General features: G+C 43.0%; 18 protein-coding genes and 1 pseudogene. 11 read left to right on the top strand and 8 right to left on the bottom strand.

What is annotated here, in order from left to right; genetic code table 11:
* Positions 1 to 34 precede the first annotated feature (34 nt).
* Together panE and L8S15_RS09830 are read right to left on the bottom strand one after the other, a co-directional pair.
* The gene (gene panE, locus L8S15_RS09835) at positions 35 to 928 is read right to left on the bottom strand and encodes a 2-dehydropantoate 2-reductase (protein ID WP_102360681.1); all 894 of its coding nucleotides are present in this window, start codon (positions 926 to 928) and stop codon (positions 35 to 37) included.
* Between the two features lie 110 nt (positions 929 to 1,038).
* The gene (locus L8S15_RS09830) at positions 1,039 to 1,854 is read right to left on the bottom strand and encodes an outer membrane protein OmpK (RefSeq protein ID WP_016784788.1); all 816 of its coding nucleotides are present in this window, start codon (positions 1,852 to 1,854) and stop codon (positions 1,039 to 1,041) included.
* Positions 1,855 to 2,437: 583 nt separating this feature from the next.
* Here L8S15_RS09830 and L8S15_RS09825 point away from each other — a divergent pair.
* Positions 2,438 to 3,783 (top strand): annotated as a pseudogene (locus tag L8S15_RS09825) (DUF4397 domain-containing protein).
* A gap of 68 nt (positions 3,784 to 3,851) precedes the next feature.
* Here L8S15_RS09825 and L8S15_RS09820 read toward each other — a convergent pair.
* Genes L8S15_RS09820 through L8S15_RS09805 form a run of 4 tightly spaced genes read right to left on the bottom strand, consistent with a single transcriptional unit; the run spans position 3,852 to position 7,590 of the window.
* On the bottom strand, positions 3,852 to 5,210 hold the full coding sequence (locus L8S15_RS09820; RefSeq protein WP_010439036.1) for an MFS transporter: 1,359 nt from the start codon (positions 5,208 to 5,210) through the stop codon (positions 3,852 to 3,854).
* Between the two features lie 53 nt (positions 5,211 to 5,263).
* Positions 5,264 to 5,812: a peptidylprolyl isomerase gene (locus tag L8S15_RS09815; protein WP_010439038.1), complete on the bottom strand. Its 549-nt coding sequence runs from the start codon at positions 5,810 to 5,812 to the stop codon at positions 5,264 to 5,266.
* Positions 5,812 to 6,381: a YajG family lipoprotein gene (locus L8S15_RS09810; RefSeq protein WP_010439040.1), complete on the bottom strand. Its 570-nt coding sequence runs from the start codon at positions 6,379 to 6,381 to the stop codon at positions 5,812 to 5,814. Before L8S15_RS09810 ends, L8S15_RS09815 begins: the two co-directional genes overlap by 1 nt.
* 57 nt (positions 6,382 to 6,438) lie before the next feature.
* Positions 6,439 to 7,590: a methyltransferase gene (locus tag L8S15_RS09805; RefSeq protein WP_280572871.1), complete on the bottom strand. Its 1,152-nt coding sequence runs from the start codon at positions 7,588 to 7,590 to the stop codon at positions 6,439 to 6,441.
* A 173-nt stretch (positions 7,591 to 7,763) separates the two neighbouring features.
* Between L8S15_RS09805 and bolA the strand changes: the two genes are divergently transcribed.
* From bolA to nqrM, 9 genes are all read left to right on the top strand, one after another.
* Positions 7,764 to 8,072, top strand: coding sequence for a transcriptional regulator BolA (bolA, locus tag L8S15_RS09800; protein WP_010439043.1), 309 nt, complete (start codon positions 7,764 to 7,766; stop codon positions 8,070 to 8,072).
* Positions 8,073 to 8,591: 519 nt separating this feature from the next.
* Positions 8,592 to 9,932: a Na(+)-translocating NADH-quinone reductase subunit A gene (locus L8S15_RS09795; RefSeq protein ID WP_010439044.1), complete on the top strand. Its 1,341-nt coding sequence runs from the start codon at positions 8,592 to 8,594 to the stop codon at positions 9,930 to 9,932.
* A 5-nt stretch (positions 9,933 to 9,937) separates the two neighbouring features.
* On the top strand, positions 9,938 to 11,182 hold the full coding sequence (locus tag L8S15_RS09790; RefSeq protein WP_010439046.1) for an NADH:ubiquinone reductase (Na(+)-transporting) subunit B: 1,245 nt from the start codon (positions 9,938 to 9,940) through the stop codon (positions 11,180 to 11,182).
* Positions 11,172 to 11,939: a Na(+)-translocating NADH-quinone reductase subunit C gene (locus L8S15_RS09785; protein WP_010439050.1), complete on the top strand. Its 768-nt coding sequence runs from the start codon at positions 11,172 to 11,174 to the stop codon at positions 11,937 to 11,939. Before L8S15_RS09790 ends, L8S15_RS09785 begins: the two co-directional genes overlap by 11 nt.
* Positions 11,939 to 12,571, top strand: coding sequence for an NADH:ubiquinone reductase (Na(+)-transporting) subunit D (locus L8S15_RS09780; protein ID WP_010439052.1), 633 nt, complete (start codon positions 11,939 to 11,941; stop codon positions 12,569 to 12,571). Before L8S15_RS09785 ends, L8S15_RS09780 begins: the two co-directional genes overlap by 1 nt.
* A gap of 7 nt (positions 12,572 to 12,578) precedes the next feature.
* Positions 12,579 to 13,175, top strand: a complete 597-nt coding sequence (gene nqrE / locus L8S15_RS09775) for an NADH:ubiquinone reductase (Na(+)-transporting) subunit E (protein WP_009848375.1) — start codon at positions 12,579 to 12,581, stop codon at positions 13,173 to 13,175.
* 29 nt (positions 13,176 to 13,204) lie between these two features.
* Positions 13,205 to 14,431 carry an NADH:ubiquinone reductase (Na(+)-transporting) subunit F gene (gene nqrF / locus L8S15_RS09770; protein ID WP_010439056.1) on the top strand — a complete coding sequence of 409 codons (1,227 nt, stop codon included), beginning with the start codon at positions 13,205 to 13,207 and terminating at the stop codon, positions 14,429 to 14,431.
* Between the two features lie 173 nt (positions 14,432 to 14,604).
* Positions 14,605 to 15,609: an FAD:protein FMN transferase gene (locus L8S15_RS09765; RefSeq protein WP_010439058.1), complete on the top strand. Its 1,005-nt coding sequence runs from the start codon at positions 14,605 to 14,607 to the stop codon at positions 15,607 to 15,609.
* Positions 15,610 to 15,625: 16 nt separating this feature from the next.
* Positions 15,626 to 15,880, top strand: a complete 255-nt coding sequence (gene nqrM, locus L8S15_RS09760; protein ID WP_010439061.1) for a (Na+)-NQR maturation NqrM — start codon at positions 15,626 to 15,628, stop codon at positions 15,878 to 15,880.
* Positions 15,881 to 15,974: 94 nt separating this feature from the next.
* Here nqrM and L8S15_RS09755 read toward each other — a convergent pair whose 3' ends face one another.
* A complete protein-coding gene (locus tag L8S15_RS09755; protein WP_010439062.1) occupies positions 15,975 to 17,225 on the bottom strand; it encodes a response regulator in 1,251 nt (416 codons plus the stop codon).
* Between the two features lie 163 nt (positions 17,226 to 17,388).
* On the opposite strand from L8S15_RS09755, the gene dinB reads away from it, so the two are divergent.
* Positions 17,389 to 18,465, top strand: coding sequence for a DNA polymerase IV (gene dinB / locus L8S15_RS09750; RefSeq protein WP_010439064.1), 1,077 nt, complete (start codon positions 17,389 to 17,391; stop codon positions 18,463 to 18,465).
* A 95-nt stretch (positions 18,466 to 18,560) separates the two neighbouring features.
* On the opposite strand, the gene L8S15_RS09745 is transcribed toward dinB, so the two are convergent.
* Positions 18,561 to 20,495, bottom strand: coding sequence for a RecQ family ATP-dependent DNA helicase (locus L8S15_RS09745; protein WP_010439066.1), 1,935 nt, complete (start codon positions 20,493 to 20,495; stop codon positions 18,561 to 18,563).
* Positions 20,496 to 20,534 lie beyond the last annotated feature (39 nt).

Raw genomic sequence — 20,534 nt, 5'->3', positions numbered from 1 at the left:
CGTTATTTTATCGCGACTTGTGAACGGTTGCTGACTAATCTTGCTGATTCCAACTATTTTCTCGTTCTTTAACCTGATCGAAGAGCTTTTGGTTAACAGGAACATCTATCTGATGCTTAAGTGCCGTCTTTATTAGGTGTCCGGTAATGAAGTCGATCTCTGTCTTTCGTTGGTAAAACATATCTTGCTTCATTGAAGAGTTGTTCTTTGCTGTCGCTTGAATAACCTTGTTGACGCTTGTCTCTAATTCGTCGAATGAACAAGTAATGCCTTCTGCCAGCATCACTTGTGTGATTTCTCTAATTATAGAACTCAAAACTTCGCTAAATCTTTGGTCAACAAGCTCTCCGTTTGTGATTTGTTCCAGCCCAGTCAATGGGTTGATGGCACAATTGATGGCGAGCTTAGTCCATAGCGCTGTTTTTATCTCTGGGTTCCAACTTACAGTTGGTAAGGCATGTTCCAACACATCGACTAAAAAAGTGCACTGTTGACCCTTGAGGTTAAAAGTCCCCAATTGTGTTTGGCCGATTCCTGTGTGAGATACATTATTGCGGTCGGGTTTGAATGCAGCTTGGGTGGTAGTCGCCAATACTACTGGGTGAGCATCAATTTGAGTTGCTATCTGATCGACCGCACCCATTCCGTTGTGCAGGAACATGAGAATGGTGTCGGGATCGAGGTGTTGAAGTAGCGGAGTGGTTGCTTCTTCTACTTGCCAAGCTTTGACCGTGAAGATGACTAGATCACTTTCAGATAGCTTTTCGACATTGTGATTACTGAAGGAAAGAGAAGCTTGCTCATCCAATGATAGTTCCATTGAGTTGTTAGCAGAGCGGCCCCACAAAGAGACATTATGACCCGCTTGAAGTAGTTTTATCGCCCACAAAGAGCCAATAGCCCCAGGCCCAACAATAGTAATGTTCACAGCAATACCGAGATAAGAAAGTGGTGCTGCAAGGATAGCGAGGCATTAAATGAAAGCAATAAAAAATGGCACCCGAGGGTGCCATTTAGGAAACTTTCTTAGAAGTTCGATTAGAACTTGTAAGTTACCGCTACGTAGTGACCTACGCCAGAAGATTCAGCTTGTGAACTTGCATCCCATGGAAGGTCAGCGCCGTCTTCAAAACCGTATACATCGCTATATAGTTTCAAGCCGTAACCAACTGCAAAGCGATCTGAGTGCCAGTAGATACCATTAAACATTGCGCCGCCGTTGCTTACTTGAGCGTATTCATCTTTCATACCGAATTGGTAATCGATGTAACCTTGGTAAGAGATGAATGAACCGTTCTCGAAGAAGTAGAATGGTTTGAACCAGTTAGTTGAAACTTGGAAGCCGTTCCAATCTTTTTGGTTTGAATCGTATGTACCGTATAGGTTTAGGCCAACTTTACCGAACCATGGAACCATTACGTCAGAACCAAGACCAACTTTCTGAGTGTTAACACCACCATTGTTACCATCCCACTCGAAAAGAGTTGAAAGGTATAACTCTTCAACTGGACCAAAAGACAAATCTTTACCAGTTAGGCCATCAAGAGACATACGAGGAGCAAACTTCATGAAGATTTTGCCGTCTTTGTCTGCTTTATCGCTGCTTGAGTCTGATGTTAGGTTAAATACATCAACATAGCCGTACAGATCGAAGATTCCTGAGCGACCGCCAAATTCCATTTCTAGATAATCATGAGTAGATTCGTAAGGACCTTTCTCGTTGATTGCACCCATAATGTTGAACTGCATCCACTTGTAATCATTTTTGTGGATGTCGCCGTCAGAATAATCAGCCGCCATTACTGGAGCAGATGCTGCTGCAAGTAGGCCAAGAGTTAAAAGTGATTTACGCATAATGGAACTCTCTATGTTTGAAATAAGTAACCCGCTAATCCGTGCGTGTTTATATGTCCGAATGCCGAGCATAATAGCGATTTTGTTCTCAAATAAAAGTGAGACGGAGTGAAAACTATAATTATTATGGTGAGGCTGATCACACTAATGATCTAAATGACGGAACTTTAAGATTGCAATGCATCTTGATGCACCACTAATTCTATTGGTTTTGTGAAATTTGATTATTTTGTGGATAAATTGGCGAAATACCATCCTAAGCAAACGATTCTACTGAATAGAGTGACATGCATATCAAAATCAACAGTATTCCTTTCTAAGCTTTTTCTTCCCCAAAATGGGTTAAATCGTCTGTCTCGTTTTCTTTGCTTTGATCTATTTTTGACCGACTCCGTAATGAAGTTGGAGTCATTTAATGAAGAACTCTGGTGACGAGTAAATCGGATTACAAACCCTGTTGCTTACCACTAAAAAGAGATAACGAGACAGTTCTTTGCGCTATACACAGATTGAGTGTTGACAGACTTTTAAGAAACTTCCTTTTGTGCGTTGAGCTGTTCTAAATGTTTTGGAGAGAAGACTAATGAAATATTCACCAATTTTAGCAGTAGCAATTTCAGCGTTTTTTATTGTCGGCTGTAATGACGACGATGAGCCCACAACGCAAATTCAAGCGGTACATGCGTCACCAGATGCGCCGCTTGCGAATGTTTTGATTAACAGTCAGGCACGTTGGACGGGTGTCGATTATGCCAACGCATCAGGGTATACATCAGTGACAGCTGGGCAGACTTCCGTTCAAGTTGACGTTCAACTCCCTGGCGATGTCGTTTTAACTGTATTACCTCAAAACCAATTTGAATTGAGCAGCGATACTGATTATACAGTGATGGTAGTTGGTGATGCTGACGGTTCGAATAATCCAGTTGAAGCGTTAGTCGTGACGAGACCTGCGAGTGGTACAGCAACAAGCTCAAGTTTAGATGTGCAGGTTGTTCATGCGGCATCTGGTGTTGGGGATGTGAACTTATACGTTACAGGTCCGAGTTATCCTCTAGGCACACCTCTCGGGACGTTAGGGTATAAAGATTTCACAGACGTTCTGAATATCCCTGCTGGGCAGTATCGAGTGAGACTAGAAACAGTGAGTGGTAGTGCTATTGCTTTTGATTCGGAGAAATTACTCTGTCTGGCGGTAGTGAGTTGACTATAGCGGCGGTACCTAGAGCTGATTCAAACAGTGCGTCTCCAGTGAAACTTATGGTGATGGATGGTAAAGGCTCATCTTTGATTTACGATATGGCAGAAACCGCAGAAGTAAGAGTGGGGCACCTTGTGGATGGTGCACCAAATGTAGATGTGTATGTGAATTCAACCCAGTTTGCTCCGCTTGATGATTTGATGTTTAAAGAAGTTCGTGGGTTCTTAGATCTAGCGGCAGGGAGCTACGATATTGACATCTATGAAACTGCGACGACGTCTCCCACATTTATTGATGTTGATGGTTTAGCTGTGTTTACTGGTATGGATTACAGTGTGTATGCAGTAGGAACAGTATCGAATCTTAATTTGGAAGCTCTGGTTGTACCGGAAAATAGACGCCCTGTTGCCACTAGTGCGGTATTGAATATTACTCATGCAGCGGCTAACCCAATCGCAGCGTTAGTTGACATTTACTTAACCGAAAACGTGGGAATTTCAGGAAGTACACCGGCATTGAGTAACGTGAAATTCAAAGATTACGCGAATGGTATTTATGTGGCAGCGGGATCTTACTACGTGACGATTACTGTAGCAGGAGACCCAACTACTGTTGCCATTGACTCTGCGCCTGCAACCTTAGCTGATGGTGTCGTTTATCAAGTTGTGGCGATTGATGATGTGGCGGGAATGGGCTTCAACTTATTAGTGAGTGATACAACAGACTAGATCTGTGATGTCAGTAATCAGAAAACAAAAGAGGGCAGCTCAATGCTATCCTCTTTTTTCTTTTGCTCTTATTCTTGGTTGGTTTTAGCTTTTTCTAATAAATCAGTGAAAAAGTGGCGTAACGAATAAAGCATGATCAAGCTTGGAATGACCATTAATGAGGTCAGTATAAAGAAGGTTGACCAATCATTGAGGAAATCAACCAACTCACCACTGAAGGAAGCCAGCGTGGTGCGACCGAAGTTACCCAAGGATGCGAGTAATGCATACTGGGTTGCAGAGAAGGCTTGCCCAGTTAATAGTGTTAAGAAAGACACGAATGCTACTGTCGAGAATGCCGTTGTAAAGTTATCGACAATAATTGTTGCCAAGAACAGAGTTTCACTTGGGCCCGCTTTAGCTATCCATGCAAACATCAGGTTACTGGCTGCCATTGCTATACCGCCAATCATCAACCCGCGCACAATACCGAACCTGACATTGAAGATACTGCCTAACAAGGTGAAGAATATTGTTGCGCCCCAGCCAATTAGCTTGGAGTAGTGACCAATTTGTTCGTTGCTAAAGCCTATCTCTTTGTAGAAGGGGATCGACATTCGCCCTAAGAAAGCTTCGCCTATCTTAAATAGGAATACAAACAGCAGAAGAGTAATCGCTACCTGAACACCATTCCGCCTAAAGAAATCATAAAACGGTTCTAATACTGTGACACTGAACCACGCCACAACTTTTGAACCCACCACTTTATTATGACGTTGCAGAGCTTCTTTTTGTAGTGCTTCACGTTTGGTAATCGGCTCACCAACAAACAGCGTGAACAACATCAGAACGACGACGACACCAGCCATACCGTAATATACACCGTTCCAACCTATAGAATCGGCATTGATAAATGCCAGATAACCCGGAAGTGAGTAACCTGTCCACCATCCGACAACGGCCATAGCAGAAGCTTGTGGCAATTTTGATGATTCTGATTTTGGAAATGAATCAATACGGAAAGCATCAATCGCGATATCTTGAGTAGCAGAAGCAATTGCAATTCCAAGCGCAAGCATGGAAGTGAACATCAGATCATTGGCTGGGTTCACTCCTGCAATTAATAATGTGCAGATCAATACAAAGCTTTGACATAAAAATATCCAGCTGCGTCGTTGACCTAGAATGGAGTGCAGGATTGGCAACTTGACTCGGTCAACCAAGGGAGCCCATAAAAAATTAATGGCGTAGACTGCAAATACGCTACCAAAATAGCCGATTGCAGCGCGAGTTAAGCCCGCATCTTTAAGCCATCCAGACATGTTGGAGCCAATAAGAACCCATGGGAAGCCACTCGAACAACCTAACATAAACACCCAAAGTAAGCGTTTATCTAGGTAGCTGCGGAAAGTCTGCATCCAAGTAAGAGAGGGAGTGCCTGATGACATAGGGCGTCCTTGTATAGAAAAACGCCCTTAAGAAATAAGGGCGTTTGATGAGGTTACTTAAGAAGGGTTACGTTGGTGATGACGATTGGGTCGGTTGGGATGTCTGACATACGTCCCATTCGTTTAGTTGGAATGGTGGCCATCTTTTGAATGACATCAAACCCCTCAGTCACTTTGCCAAATACAGCGTAACCAGGATTACCGCCTTTCGCGTTTAAGAAATCATTGTCAGCAAAGTTAATGAAGAACTGACGAGTCGCAGAATCAGGCGCATTAGTGCGAGCCATAGCGATCGTTGCTGTATCATTCTTTAGACCGTTACTGCCTTCGTTCTTGATTGGAGCATAAGTCGCTTGTTGATTCATGTCCTGATCGAAGCCACCACCTTGTGCCATAAAGCCCGGAATAACTCGGTGGAAGATAGTGCCTTCGTAGCTGCCGTCTTCAACGTATTTTAGGAAGTTCTCAGCACTAATCGGTGCTTGTTCTTGGTTTAGTTCAATAGTGAAGTCACCTAATGTTGTTTCAACGTTCACTTTAGGACCAGCCCAAACGCTCACGCTCACCAGCATTAATGCGATAGAAGTAAGAATGCGGCTCATTAGAAACGTTCCTTCATGTAGTTTTGTAGTTCAGGGTCATTCGCGATTTCAGTAAGAACCAAGTTGATCACATCGTTAAGCACCATTGAGATGTCGTCGTTTGATGCGCTTAGTGCTCCGGTACGAGTCGCTGTACCGTTGAATGTTTTAACTAGCTTACCTTCAGGTGTTTCAGCAGTTACTTCAAGCGTCACTTTACCGTCCATTTGGTTTTCCATAATGGTGTGCTTGACGGTAACAAGTGCTTCTTGAATTTCTAAAACCACAGAGTTTTCACTGTTTACGCTTGCACGAAAACCTTGTGACTCTAGCTGTTGTGCTAAAGCGTTTTCCAGAGAAATACGCATATTTTGCTTTGCGTGAATTGGTTGGATATTTGAACGTCCACTATCAACCAATGCAACATACTGAGCAGCACGTACATCTTTACTGGTTAACGTGTATGTTTTGCCTTGCACAAGGTTGCTTGAGCTTAATGAAGCTTCTGGCATTACGTTGATCTGTTCTTGCTGAGGGGCTGAACATGCTGTTAAAGCCATAATAGAGGCAGCCAAAATCAGTTTTTTCATTCCTTTATCCTTTCTAAATTCACACAAGAAGCTCGGTATTTTAAAGCGGTCTACTGCCTATTTGTTAAAGTTAGCAGGTTCTCTTGTTGCTTGTAATATCTCAAATTTTTGGTTCAATTCAAGCGTTTCAACGTTCGCTTCACCAAATAATCTCGCTAGTTTTACATCGTATCCGAGGTGACGGTTACCAATAACAATTAATTTGCCCCCATTGCTTAGAACATGCTTTGCATCACAGAACATTTGCCATGCAATGTGATCAGTAATCGCTTGTTGCTGGTGGAATGGAGGATTACACATAACCAAGTAAGTGCTGTTTTTCTTAAAGCCATCTAAACAGTTGTTAGCAATGAACTGAAAGTTGCCTTCTTCACCTAGGTTATCTATTACATTTTGTCGTGCTGATTCCACAGCCATAAAGCTCTCATCCACACAAGTGATACGAGCTTGTGGGTTTAATTGGCCTGCTTTTACACTCAATACGCCATTACCACAGCCTAAGTCGATGATATGACGTAGTTCAGGATCTTGAGGGATGTGCTCTAGCATATAACGAGCGCCTTGATCGAGTGCTTCCCCTGAGTAAACATTTGGTAAATTTTTCAGACGGATATCTTCACCGTCTACATCCCACTCAACGTAAGGTTCGACTTTTTGAATCGGCTGGCAATTTGGAGAAGATAAGACTAAGCGATGTTTTTTCTTTGCTAGCGATGTTTTTGTTTCGCCTAGATATTTTTCAAAAATGTTAAGCGTTGAAGTGTGTATCTCTTTCACTTTATTTACCCCAATGACTTGGCAGCCTTCAGGTAACGCTTGACGTAATTGGCTTAACTGCCAAATCAGGTGACGGTTTGTTTTCGGCAACTGCATAATCACAAGATCAATCCCGTGTGGGATCGCATCCATTGTGTTTAAGAAACTCACACGATTACTTTGATTACGTTGTAAGTTTTTCAGTGCGCCACGATGGGAGATAAAAGAATCACTCATCATCGTGATATCATGATCTTTGGAGAACCAAGTAGATAGAGCACCAAAGCTATCGTTCATGATTAAAATGTGTTTACCAGGTTCAAGATTCATCTCTTCAACATGGTTGATAATGTATTCGTCGCCCGCATCCCAAGCTTGAAGAGTTTCATTTGAACGTTTAGGGAAACGATGTAAGGTCAAAGTTCTATCGAGAAGGGTAAGATCGGTTTTCATACTTGAGGTGCTTATAATAAGAAATAACAGAGATATTGTCTCAAATGCAGGCTAAACAAGATAGAAAAAACTCAACCAAACCGATGCCGTCTGCAATGAAATACTCAGACAGTCGACCTGTTAGGGTTTATAATCACCTCACAGTAATGCCAATACGTTATTAAGGAATCACAATGATCCAAGAAGTTATCGAAACAAAATTGCACAATGAGTTTTCACCAAGTCATTTAAGCGTGGTGAATGAGAGCTATATGCACAATGTTCCGGCTGGTTCTGAGAGTCATTTTAAAGTGATTGTTGTCAGTGATGTGTTTGAAGGTTTGCGCCTTATTGCTCGTCATCGAGCGGTAAATAAGGCACTTTCAGAAGAGTTAGCCAATAATATCCACGCACTGTCTATTCACACTTATACAAAAGATGAATGGATGAAGCAGCTAGATAGCGTGCCAGACAGTCCAATGTGTATGGGTGGCGGAAAGTAAGAAGGCCTATATACAGAGAAAAGCGCCATGGCGCTTTTTTTGTCGTCAAACTTATGTATTTTTCGTTCTTATATCACCCAAACTGATGTCAAATTGAACGGGCTCAAATACCTACAATGAGTAATGTTTTTATTAACAGTGTTTCAACATAACTAGTAAAATATTAGTTTGTGACAGAGTATTAATCTCTTGTTTAAAACACGATTCAAAAGCCATTTTATCTGTGCGGCTCGTCAAATTTATACATATTTGAGAGGCCATATGCTTCAAATCTCACCAAATAAAGGCTGTATTCAAGTTATTGGTCATGGCATCGAGTTGTCAAAAAATGCTAGAATATCGCACCTGATAAATCTCACATGATTCGTGTGGTGATTTTATTATGAAAATGTTGCGATTTTGGTATCTCAAATTTACCAAAACCGGACACTGTAATGTCGTGTCTAAGGGCGAGTTTAAAACGTCCTGAATTTACGCAATTAAAAGAATCTTTTTCCCGATAAAGTAGTGCAAGTGCGTATGATTACAATAAATAAGGGTTTGGATCTTCCTATCGCAGGAACTCCATCCCAGGTGATTAATGATGGTAAGTCCATCACTAAAGTCGCCTTGCTTGGCGAAGAGTACGTTGGTATGCGTCCTACGATGCATGCTCGCGTTGGTGATGAAGTGAAGAAAGGCCAAGTTCTTTTTGCAGATAAAAAGAACCCAGGTGTTGTATTTACTTCTCCAGCAAGCGGTAAAGTTATTGAAGTGAACCGTGGTGCTAAGCGTGTTCTTCAATCAGTAGTGATTGAAGTAGCAGGCAATGAGCAAATCACGTTCAATAGCTATGAAGCTAGCCAACTAGCAGGTCTTGACCGTGAAACGGTTAAATCTCAGTTAGTTGAGTCTGGCGCATGGACCGCTTTGCGAACTCGTCCGTTCAGCAAGGTTCCAGCCATTGATTCTGAAACTCAGGCTATTTTCGTAACTGCTATGGATACTAATCCGTTGGCAGCTGAGCCAGAATTAATCATTAACGAGCAGTCTGATGCTTTCGTTGCTGGTTTGGATCTTCTTTCAACTCTGACTAACGGTAAAGTGTACGTTTGTAAAAAAGGTACTAGCTTACCTCGTTCAGCTCAGTCTAACGTTGAAGAACATGTTTTTGATGGCCCACACCCTGCAGGTCTTGCAGGCACGCATATGCATTACCTATACCCGGTAAATGCACAAAACGTAGCGTGGAGCATTAACTACCAAGATGTTATCGCATTCGGTAAGCTTTTCCTTACTGGTGAGATTTACTCTGAGCGTGTTGTTTCTCTGGCTGGTCCAGTAGTTAACAACCCACGTCTAGTTCGTACTCAAATTGGTGCTAGCCTTGAAGAGTTAACGGACAGCGAGTTGATGCCAGGTGAAGTTCGCCTGATCTCAGGTTCAGTGTTATCTGGTGTTCACGCTTCAGGTCCACATGCTTACCTTGGCCGTTACCATCAACAGGTTTCGGTTCTTCGTGAAGGTCGTGATAAAGAGCTGTTTGGTTGGGCAATGCCTGGTAAGAACAAGTTCTCTGTTACTCGTTCATTCCTTGGTCACGTGTTTAAAGGTCAGTTGTTCAACATGACAACGACAACAAACGGTAGTGATCGCTCTATGGTTCCAATTGGTAACTACGAGAAAGTAATGCCATTAGATATGGAGCCTACTTTGCTGCTTCGCGATCTATGCGCTGGCGACGTTGATAGTGCACAAGCACTTGGTGCGCTAGAGCTAGATGAAGAAGATTTAGCACTGTGTACCTTTGTATGTCCTGGTAAGTACGAGTACGGTCAGTTACTTCGTGAATGCCTAGATATAATTGTGAAGGAAGGGTAATTTTCATGGGCCTTAAAAAGTTTATTGAAGACATCGAGCATCATTTTGAACCAGGTGGTAAACACGAAACGTGGTTTGCGCTTTACGAAGCTGCAGCAACACTGTTCTACACACCAGGTACAGTTACAAAGAAAAGCTCACATGTCCGTGACAGCGTTGACTTAAAACGTATCATGATCATGGTTTGGCTTGCGGTATTCCCAGCAATGTTCTGGGGTATGTATAACGCAGGTGGTCAAGCTATCGCAGCACTAAACCACATGTATTCAGGTGCAGAGCTGGTTTCTATCATTGATGGTAACTGGCACTACTGGCTAACCGAAATGTTAGGCGCCTCCTTAGGGGCCGATGCAGGTTGGGGCAGTAAGATGCTCTTGGGTGCGACTTACTTCTTACCTATCTACGCAACGGTATTTATCGTTGGTGGTTTCTGGGAAGTACTGTTCTGTATGGTACGTAAACACGAAGTCAACGAAGGTTTCTTTGTTACTTCTATCTTATTTGCGCTTATCGTTCCGCCAACACTTCCTCTATGGCAAGCAGCATTAGGTATTACCTTCGGTGTTGTTGTTGCTAAAGAGATCTTTGGTGGTACGGGTCGTAACTTCCTGAACCCTGCGCTTGCTGGTCGTGCGTTCCTGTTCTTTGCATATCCTGCACAGATTTCAGGTGACGTAGTTTGGACTGCAGCTGACGGTTTCTCTGGTGCAACTGCGCTTAGCCAATGGGCTCAAGGCGGTGGTAGTGCACTAATGAATACAGTATCTGGTGAGACGATCACTTGGATGGATGCGTTCATTGGTAACATCCCAGGTTCTATCGGTGAAGTATCAACGCTTGCACTTATGATCGGTGCTGCAATGATTGTATACATGGGCATTGCTTCATGGCGCATCATTGCTGGTGTAATGATCGGTATGATTGCTGTATCAACATTGTTTAACGTGATCGGTTCTGACACTAATGCAATGTTCAGCATGCCTTGGCACTGGCATCTAGTTTTAGGTGGCTTCGCATTTGGTATGTTCTTCATGGCAACAGACCCTGTATCAGCGTCATTTACCAACGGTGGTAAATGGTGGTACGGCATCCTAATCGGCGCAATGTGTGTAATGATTCGTGTAGTTAACCCTGCATACCCAGAAGGCATGATGCTTGCGATTCTATTCGCAAACTTATTTGCTCCTCTGTTTGACCACGTTGTAATCGAGAAGAACATTAAGCGGAGACTAGCGCGCTATGGCAAGTAATAACGATAGCATTAAAAAGACGCTGTTTGTTGTTATCGCATTGAGCCTAGTGTGCTCAATCATCGTTTCAACAGCTGCAGTTGTTCTTAAACCTAAGCAACAAGCTAACGCAGTTCTGGATCAGCAAACTAAGATCCTTGAAGTTGCGGGCATTGAACTTGCAGGTGATATTCCAGCACTGTACGCAGAGAACATCGAACCTCGTTTAGTTGATTTCGCTACTGGCGATTTCGTTGACGGCGATGCTGCTGCATACGACCAACGTAAAGCGGCAAAAGATCCAGCTCAGTCAATCAAGCTTTCAGCTGAAGATGACATCGCTAAGATCATTCGTCGTGCTAACATTGGTACGGTTTACCTAGTGAAAGATGGCGCTGAAACTTCTAAAGTTATCATCCCTGTTCACGGTAACGGTCTATGGTCAATGATGTACGCATTCGTTGCGGTAGAAACTGATGGCAACACAGTTTCTGGTATCACTTACTACGAGCAAGGTGAAACTCCTGGACTTGGTGGTGAAGTTGAGAACCCAACTTGGCGTGCTCAATTCGTTGGTAAGAAGTTATTCGACGACAACCACAAGCCAGCTATCAAGGTAGTTAAAGGTGGTGCTCCTCAAGGTTCTGAGCACGGTGTTGATGGCCTTTCAGGTGCAACACTGACCAGCGTTGGCGTTCAACATACATTTGACTTCTGGTTAGGTGAAATGGGCTTTGGTCCGTTCCTAGCAAAAGTTCGTGATGGAGGTCTGAACTAATGTCTAGTGCAAAAGAAATTAAAAAGAGCATCTTAGCGCCAGTGTTGGATAACAACCCTATCGCGCTACAGGTTCTTGGTGTGTGTTCTGCTCTTGCGGTAACCACTAAGCTAGAAACAGCATTTGTTATGACTATCGCGGTAATGTTTGTTACTGCTCTGTCTAACTTCTTCGTTTCTTTGATCCGTAACCACATTCCTAACAGTGTGCGTATCATCGTTCAGATGGCAATTATCGCATCATTAGTAATCGTGGTAGACCAAGTGCTTAAAGCATACCTATACGATATCTCTAAGCAGCTATCTGTATTTGTAGGCCTAATCATTACTAACTGTATTGTAATGGGTCGTGCTGAAGCATTCGCAATGAAGTCTGCACCAATCCCATCTCTAATCGATGGTATTGGTAACGGTCTTGGTTACGGTTTCGTTCTTATCACTGTTGGTTTCTTCCGTGAGCTTCTAGGCTCTGGCAAACTATTTGGTATGGAAGTACTACCTCTAGTGAGCAACGGTGGTTGGTATCAGCCAAATGGCTTGATGCTTCTAGCACCTTCTGCGTTCTTCCTAATTGGTTTCTTGATTTGGGCAATTCGTGTGTTCAAACCAGAACAAGTAGAAGCGAAGGGGTAAGGTAGTCATGGAACATTATATTAGTCTGCTAGTTAAATCGATTTTCATCGAAAACATGGCGCTTTCTTTCTTCCTAGGTATGTGTACATTCCTAGCGGTATCTAAGAAAGTTAAAACTTCTTTTGGTCTTGGTGTTGCGGTAGTTGTAGTACTTACAATCGCTGTTCCTGTAAACAACCTTGTTTACACACACATCCTAAAAGAAAACGCGCTTGTTGAAGGTGTCGATTTAAGTTTCCTTAACTTCATCGCATTCATCGGTGTTATCGCGGCACTTGTACAAATCCTAGAGATGGTTTTAGACCGTTTCTTCCCACCTTTGTACAACGCACTAGGTATCTTCCTTCCACTGATCACAGTTAACTGTGCAATCTTTGGTGGTGTATCTTTCATGGTAACTCGTGACTACAACTTTGCTGAGTCTGTTGTTTACGGCTTCGGTTCTGGTGTGGGTTGGATGTTAGCTATCGTTGCTCTTGCGGGTATCCGTGAGAAGATGAAGTACTCTGACGTACCTCCAGGTCTACGTGGCCTTGGTATCACGTTCATTACTGTTGGTTTGATGGCGTTAGGCTTTATGTCTTTCTCTGGTGTTCAACTGTAGGGTAAGCACCCAGTAATAAGGAATAACAAATGCAAAGCATTATTCTTGGCGTAGCGATGTTTACCATTATTGTACTGGCTCTAGTTCTAGTGATTCTTTTCGCTAAGTCTAAGTTAGTACCATCAGGTGACATCACTATTTCAGTAAACGGCGACCCTGAAAAGGCGATCGTTACTCAACCTGGTAGCAAGCTACTTGGTGCCCTAGCTGGCGCTGGTATCTTCGTATCTTCTGCTTGTGGTGGCGGTGGCTCTTGTGGTCAGTGTCGTGTAAAAGTTAAGTCTGGTGGTGGCGACATCTTACCTACTGAACTTGATCACATCACAAAAGGTGAAGCTCGCGAAGGCGAACGTCTTGCATGTCAAGTTGCTATGAAAACTGACATGGAGATTGAACTAGACGAAGATATCTTTGGTGTTAAAAAGTGGGAATGTACTGTTATCTCGAATAACAATGAAGCTACTTTCATCAAAGAATTGGCTCTAGCAATCCCTGAAGGTGAAGAGGTTCCGTTCCGCGCGGGTGGTTATATTCAGATTGAAGCTGAACCACATCACGTGAAATACGCAGATTACGATATTCCTGAGGAATACCGTGGTGACTGGGATAAGTTCAACTTGTTCCGTTACGAGTCTATCGTTAAAGAGCATTCGATCCGTGCTTACTCTATGGCTTCATACCCAGAAGAGAAAGGCATCATCAAGCTTAACGTGCGTATCGCAACTCCGCCGCCAAATAACCCTGATGTAGCTCCTGGTGTGATGTCTTCATACATCTGGTCTCTTAAAGAAGGCGACAAATGTACTATTTCTGGTCCATTTGGTGAGTTCTTTGCTAAAGACACAGACAATGAAATGGTATTCATCGGTGGTGGTGCAGGTATGGCGCCAATGCGTTCACACATCTTCGACCAACTTAAGCGTCTTAACTCTACTCGTAAGATGTCTTACTGGTATGGTGCACGTTCTAAGCGTGAGATGTTCTACATTGAAGATTTCGACGGCCTAGCGGCTGCAAACGAAAACTTCGTGTGGCACTGTGCACTGTCTGATCCTCAACCAGAGGACAACTGGGACGGTTACACAGGTTTCATCCATAACGTATTGTACGAAAACTACCTGAAGGATCATGAAGCTCCTGAAGATTGTGAGTACTACATGTGTGGTCCACCAATGATGAATGCTGCTGTTATCGGCATGCTTAAAGATCTTGGTGTAGAAGATGAAAACATCCTACTAGATGACTTTGGTGGTTAATCCATTTAAGTGATTGATATTATGGCTGACTCCTACGAGTCAGCCATTTGTTTTTCTAAGATAGCTTTTGACAATACAACGGCTTATATAAGAAAGAGTAAGGTGTTAAAAATACCTATTTATTCTCTTATTTTTCCTTATATAAATCCTCAACATTAAATAGGAGTAAGCAAGTGAGAATTTGGCTTGTTGCATTAACTTCTTTGATTTTTCTTGCTGGCTGTGAGCAGCCAAGAGAGCAAGTGCATTTAAGTGGCCCAACAATGGGCACCAGTTATAACATTAAGTATATCAATGGTGATGAGTTTCCTGAGTCAAATGAAGTTCATACCGAGATCGATCGTCTGCTTGAAGAAGTGAACGATCAAATGTCGACTTACCGTGAGGACTCTGAGCTGAGCCGTTTTAATCAACATCGTGGTGCTGACGCTTTCGAAGTTTCTGAACAAACTGCTCTTGTAGTGAAAGAAGCAATTCGTTTGAACGGTCTTACTGAAGGCGCGTTGGATGTTACTGTAGGTCCTCTGGTTAATCTGTGGGGTTTTGGCCCTGAAGCTCGCCCTGAAGTAGTTCCAACAGATGAAGAATTAGCGGCTCGCAAGGCAAAGGTTGGTATTCATCATCTTAGCGTTGAAGGCAATAAACTGAAAAAAGACTTACCAAACTTGTATGTTGATCTTTCAACTATTGCAAAAGGTTGGGGCGTTGATGTTGTTGCAGATTATCTGGATTCAATTGGCATTCACAACTATATGGTAGAAGTGGGCGGGGAAATCCGCTTGAAGGGTTTAAATCGCGAAAGTGTAGGCTGGCGTATCGCTATCGAAAAACCAAGCGTTGAAGAGCGTAACATCCAAGAGATTATTGAACCAGGTGATATGGCGATCGCGACATCTGGTGATTACCGTAACTATTTTGAGCGTGATGGTGTGCGTTACTCTCACATCATTAACCCAGAAACAGGAAAGCCTCTTCACCATAAAGTGGTTTCTGTGACAGTTTTAAACCCGTCTTCAATGACTGCAGACGGCTTATCTACTGGCTTAATGGTCTTAGGTGAGGTTAAAGGAATGGAAGTCGCAAACCAACATGACATCCCAGCATTCATGGTGGTAAAAACAGCAGATGGCTTTAAAGAAATTGCTTCTGAAGCATTTAAGCCATACTTAGGTAAATAAGGTAAGCGAGAGAATTATGAATACATTTCTGATTACATTTGGTGTTTTTCTTGCCGTAATCACAGCAATGTCTATTGGCTATATAGTCCAAAAGAAAGTTGTGAAAGGCAGCTGTGGTGGCTTAGGTGCTGTTGGTATCGATAAAGTATGTAACTGCCCAGAACCTTGTGATGCGCGTAAGAAACGTGAAGCGCGCGAAGCATACCGTGAAGAAAAACTGGCTGAACGCCAACAAAAAGAAGCGTCTTGGAATAAAGACCGTATTGCTTAATTTGCGATATTGATTCTGGAGCTGGTGTCACCGAGCTCCTTAAAATGCAAAGAGCTCAAGGCCAATGGTCTTGAGCTCTTTTGTTTTGGTTTAGTCAGTTTAGTTGCGATTTTTCAATTTGTTGGTTGTTGCGAGCGAATATGAGCTGGTTTCTACCTTGCTCTTTTGCGGTATACAACAATTCATCTGCGGCTTTGATTTGTTCATCCAAACTGCCAACCAAGTCAGTAACACCGATACTCATGGTTACTTTAATCGATTGTGAATCATGCATTACGTTTTGGCTTTGTATCGCAACCCTCATTAATTCTAACTTCTCGACAAAGGCCTCAAATGGGCCACATGATTGAATACAAAACTCTTCACCACCGAAACGAACCGCTACGTCATCTTTAAAGTGGTCTTTGATGATCTTTCCTACTTCAATCAGCACTGCATCGCCACCGTCATGGCCGTAGGTATCGTTCACTTTCTTGAAGAAGTCGATATCCATCATCGCGATGCTTCGTTGCTCGCAACCTTTACATGTTTGATTGAATAGGTAACGACGATTCCAAAGGCCAGTTAAGGCATCTTCGTTGGCATGTCGAAATAGCTCGTTGGTCGCTTCTTTCATATCTAGCAACTGATGGATACGACAGAAAAACTCTTCTTGGTTAAAGGGCTTATAAAGGAAGTCGTTCGCGCCAGCTTTGAGGAAGCGTGCTGTCATGGTGCGGTCATCACTGCCAGATAGACCTAGAATCGCGAGTTGATTACGGTCGTGGTGAACTCGAATATCGCGGGTCATCGAAATACCATCTTTGTTTGGCATATCGTGATCAGTAACGACAAAAGTAATATCAGGATCGTTTCGGAGAAGCTTTAGTGCTTGTTCTCCGTCTTCGGCCTGGACCGTTTGAATGTATTGATGTTCTAAAAGTTGCACGATATACCGACGAACCACAGTTGAGTCATCTACGACCAGAGCTTTGTGATGTCGATTATTCGAGATTCTTTTGACGAGAGGAAGTAAATAACTTACCGATGACATGCTGTCTTTGAGGATGTAATCAAGCACACCTTTAGCGAGCACCTGCTCTCGAAGTGTGTTGTTGAACATGCCAGTGAGCACTATGATCTTTTGTTGGTAGCCAAGTACTAAATCAATGATCTCGCCATCTTGACCGTCGGGTAAGCAGTAATCTAATACCGCACACAAGAAGTCTGTCTCTTGCTCTAAGATAGCTTTCGCTTGTGCCACTGATTCGGCTAACTTTACGTCATAGCCATCGTTCTTAAGTTGTTGGTAAAGGTAGTTTCTGAATGCACGGCTATCTTCTACCACTAGTATTTTTTCACTCAAAAGCGATCCCTACTTATAGACTAAATACTCGTTAACAATACTATCAGAATTGTAGGTGGCTATTGAAGTGAAACCTGTTGAGCTGGACTCTATATCATTTTAAATTTGAGAATAATTGATTATACTGTTCATAGATACAGTTGTAAGGTTGAGTTATTTCTAGATGCGTAGTGCGGACCAAGAGAAAGTGAGAAAAATAATCCATGTTGATATGGATTGTTTTTACGCAGCTGTAGAAATGCGAGATAACCCGTCTTATCGCAATCGACCGCTCGCAGTGGGTGGTCATGAAAAACAGCGCGGTGTTTTGAGTACGTGTAATTACGAAGCGCGAAAGTTTGGTGTTCGTTCTGCAATGCCGACAGCTAAAGCTCTACAACTGTGCCCTGGTTTGCTAGTTGTTCCAGGAAGGATGCCGGTCTATGTAGAGACCTCTAAAAAGATTCGTGAGATATTTTCTCGATATACATCCATCATTGAACCTCTGTCTTTGGATGAAGCCTTTCTTGATGTTACGGATTCGAAGCAGTGTCTTGGTTCAGCAACATTGATTGCGGAGTCGATTCGTCGTGATATTTGGAATGAACTCAACCTGACGGCTTCTGCTGGCATTGCCCCAATAAAGTTCTTGGCGAAAGTGGCTTCAGATCTGAACAAGCCCAATGGTCAGTTTGTTATTCCGCCTCAAGACGTACAAGCTGTTATTGACGAATTACCACTCGAAAAGATTCCCGGTGTTGGTAAGGTGAGTATTGAGAAGCTGCATCAATCGGGTTTCTTTACTTGTAAGGACATTAAAGAATCTGACTATCGAGACTTACTACTGAGGTTTGGCCGCCAAGGTGCATCACTTTGGAAGCGTAGCCACGGCATTGATGACCGAGAAGTTATCATTGAGCGAGAGAGAAAGTCGGTAGGCGTAGAACGTACCTTCACTCAGAACATATCAACATATGCTGAGTGTTGGCAGGTGATAGAAGATAAGCTATTTCCTGAACTTGAAACTCGTTTAGAAAAAGCCAGCCCAAGTAAAGCGATTATCAAGCAAGGAATTAAGCTCAAGTTTGCTGATTTTCAACAAACCACTATTGAACACATCCACGCCTCTTTAGATCGCGAACACTTCAAAGAACTGTTAAGTGAAATACTGAAAAGACAACAGGGGCGAGAAATACGCCTTCTTGGTTTAAGCGTAATGCTGCAACCCAAAGACCAAATGCGTCAGTTGAGTTTCTTTTAGGGGAAGGCGTTGAGAGCTTGAGTTTAGAAGTGCTGGTGTTTGAATACCGACTAGACTTCACAGCCTAATCGGTTTATCTAAATATGGAAGTTGGCTTACCTAGGAAGCTGTTTAACTCGCGCTAAGGTATCACTGAATGGCTGTTGTTCTAATTTTCCGTAACCCACCATTTTATTGGCTTTAAGCTTGGTTGAAAGCGGGGTGGCGATTCCGCATAGAAAACGAGTAATGGCTTCGTCGGTAATCAATTGTTGACTCTTAGATACGAACTCATGAATCCATGTCATCACAGTCTCATCGTCAACCGATTCAACATCGACAGTTGGTAGTATTGCAATTTCTCCTCGACATACAGAGCAGTGACCACAGTTTGTTGGCGCTTTGTCATCGGCAAAATAGCTCGCAAGACGAGAGCTTAGGCAAGTATCGCCTTCAAAGAAACTCAGCATTTGGTTAAGACGGTTGATTTCACTGTTTTCTTTCGCCTTAAATAGCTCAGTTAGACGTTCCGACAGTTGCATCATATCTTCAGAGGTATTGTGGATTGTATACACATCCGTGATCTGCTTACTTTCTAGCTCAATCCAGCCTTGTTCATTAAAGTAATCGATAGCCGCAACAACACGCTGACGATCAGCCTGGAAGTGTGTCCACAACGCATCGAAATCAACTTGGCACCAAACTCTCGCTTGAGGAGAACATTGGAAAATTGCTTCTACGAAGTGTCGACGTTCTCCTTGAAACTGCTCCGTGATCTGCTGCTTAGGGCGAATGAACTTAAATTTATAATCGGCAAAGTAGCTGTATTTAGGCTCAATCACACCTTCAATTTCGAGATACACCAGTAGTGTTTTTAGCGGTAACTGACGAATGTTGGACTCTCGCGATAGTTGGTTGAGCATGATCTCCCATTGGTTCGTGCCAGAAGCACCAATGTTCTGGTTTTCGTATATCTCTTTTAAGACCGCTTGAATGGATATGTTGTCTGGCGTGTCGCCAAAGACAAAGTTCTCTAGAGTACTTAGGCCATACTTGTTGGCGAGTAAAATACATTCAGATGGCTGACCATCTCGTCCTGCTCGTCCAATCTCTTGCGAGTAATTTTCTATCGATTTTGGTAGGTCGAAGTGAATGACTCGTCGAATATTTGATTTGTCGACACCCATTCCAAAAGCAATCGTAGCCACAATACAGTTCACTTCGTTATTCATGAATTGTTGTTGAATCGTATCTCTATTTTCTGGCTTAAGACCCGCATGATAAGCTACGGCGTTAATGCCAGCATTACGAAGCTGTTGAGCTACCATTTCTGCCGTTTGCTGAAGAGTGACATAAACAATGGTTGGCGCTTGAGATACCTGGTTAACGACATTACACAAGGTTTCTAGCTTATTAGTTTGCTCACAAGGTTGAATCGATAGGTCGAGGTTTTGACGATAGAAACCCGTGACCACAACACGCTCTTCAGCGATCTCAAACTTAGATTTCATATCTTGGATAACAGATGTTGTTGCGGTTGCTGTGAGCAGCAATACTTGAGGAATATTGAGCTGTTTTTGGTATTGAGGCAGCTTCAAGTAGTCTGGTCTGAAGTTGTGCCCCCATTCTGAAATACAGTGCGCTTCGTCGACCACGAGTAACGAGATCGGTACTTGGGAAATAAACTGACGAAAGCGTTCATTCTTCAGGCGTTCGACCGAGATCATCAGGATCTTGGTGTCTCCGTTACGTACCGACTGCATCACTTGTTGGGCGGTTTGCCTGTCTTGGCTTGATTCGATGGCGGCCGCGCTTATGCCTTTGCTGTGCAAGAAGTTGAGCTGGTCTTTCATTAAGGCTAACAGTGGAGATATCACTAAGGTTAAGTGTGGTAGCTCTAGTGCTGGTAATTGATAGCAAAGCGACTTGCCTGAGCCTGTAGGGAATATCGCGGCAGTAGAGTGTCCAGATAGAACATTATCAATGACTTGCTTTTGCCCATTACGCAGTGAGTCGAATCCGAATACTTGTTTTAACTTCTGCTCAATCATTTATGTTCTACCTGAGTTATTAAGTGTCGTATTGATGCT

The organism is Vibrio sp. S/42/10, assembly GCF_029890535.1.
Classification (GTDB): domain Bacteria; phylum Pseudomonadota; class Gammaproteobacteria; order Enterobacterales; family Vibrionaceae; genus Vibrio; species Vibrio cyclitrophicus.
The sequence above is the reverse complement of the archived record's forward strand: the minus strand, read 5'-3'. Positions and strand labels throughout refer to the sequence as shown.

Coding starts and splice junctions, on each gene's coding strand:
- L8S15_RS09830 (WP_016784788.1), bottom strand. CDS start 1,854: ATGCGTAAATCACTTTTAACTCTTGGCCTACTTGCAGCAGCATCTGCT.
- L8S15_RS09795 (WP_010439044.1), top strand. CDS start 8,592: ATGATTACAATAAATAAGGGTTTGGATCTTCCTATCGCAGGAACTCCA.
- L8S15_RS09745 (WP_010439066.1), bottom strand. CDS start 20,495: ATGATTGAGCAGAAGTTAAAACAAGTATTCGGATTCGACTCACTGCGT.
- L8S15_RS09790 (WP_010439046.1), top strand. CDS start 9,938: ATGGGCCTTAAAAAGTTTATTGAAGACATCGAGCATCATTTTGAACCA.
- nqrE (WP_009848375.1), top strand. CDS start 12,579: ATGGAACATTATATTAGTCTGCTAGTTAAATCGATTTTCATCGAAAAC.
- nqrM (WP_010439061.1), top strand. CDS start 15,626: ATGAATACATTTCTGATTACATTTGGTGTTTTTCTTGCCGTAATCACA.
- L8S15_RS09815 (WP_010439038.1), bottom strand. CDS start 5,812: ATGAGCCGCATTCTTACTTCTATCGCATTAATGCTGGTGAGCGTGAGC.
- L8S15_RS09780 (WP_010439052.1), top strand. CDS start 11,939: ATGTCTAGTGCAAAAGAAATTAAAAAGAGCATCTTAGCGCCAGTGTTG.
- L8S15_RS09820 (WP_010439036.1), bottom strand. CDS start 5,210: ATGTCATCAGGCACTCCCTCTCTTACTTGGATGCAGACTTTCCGCAGC.
- L8S15_RS09785 (WP_010439050.1), top strand. CDS start 11,172: ATGGCAAGTAATAACGATAGCATTAAAAAGACGCTGTTTGTTGTTATC.
- dinB (WP_010439064.1), top strand. CDS start 17,389: ATGCGTAGTGCGGACCAAGAGAAAGTGAGAAAAATAATCCATGTTGAT.
- L8S15_RS09810 (WP_010439040.1), bottom strand. CDS start 6,381: ATGAAAAAACTGATTTTGGCTGCCTCTATTATGGCTTTAACAGCATGT.
- nqrF (WP_010439056.1), top strand. CDS start 13,205: ATGCAAAGCATTATTCTTGGCGTAGCGATGTTTACCATTATTGTACTG.
- bolA (WP_010439043.1), top strand. CDS start 7,764: ATGATCCAAGAAGTTATCGAAACAAAATTGCACAATGAGTTTTCACCA.
- L8S15_RS09805 (WP_280572871.1), bottom strand. CDS start 7,590: ATGAAAACCGATCTTACCCTTCTCGATAGAACTTTGACCTTACATCGT.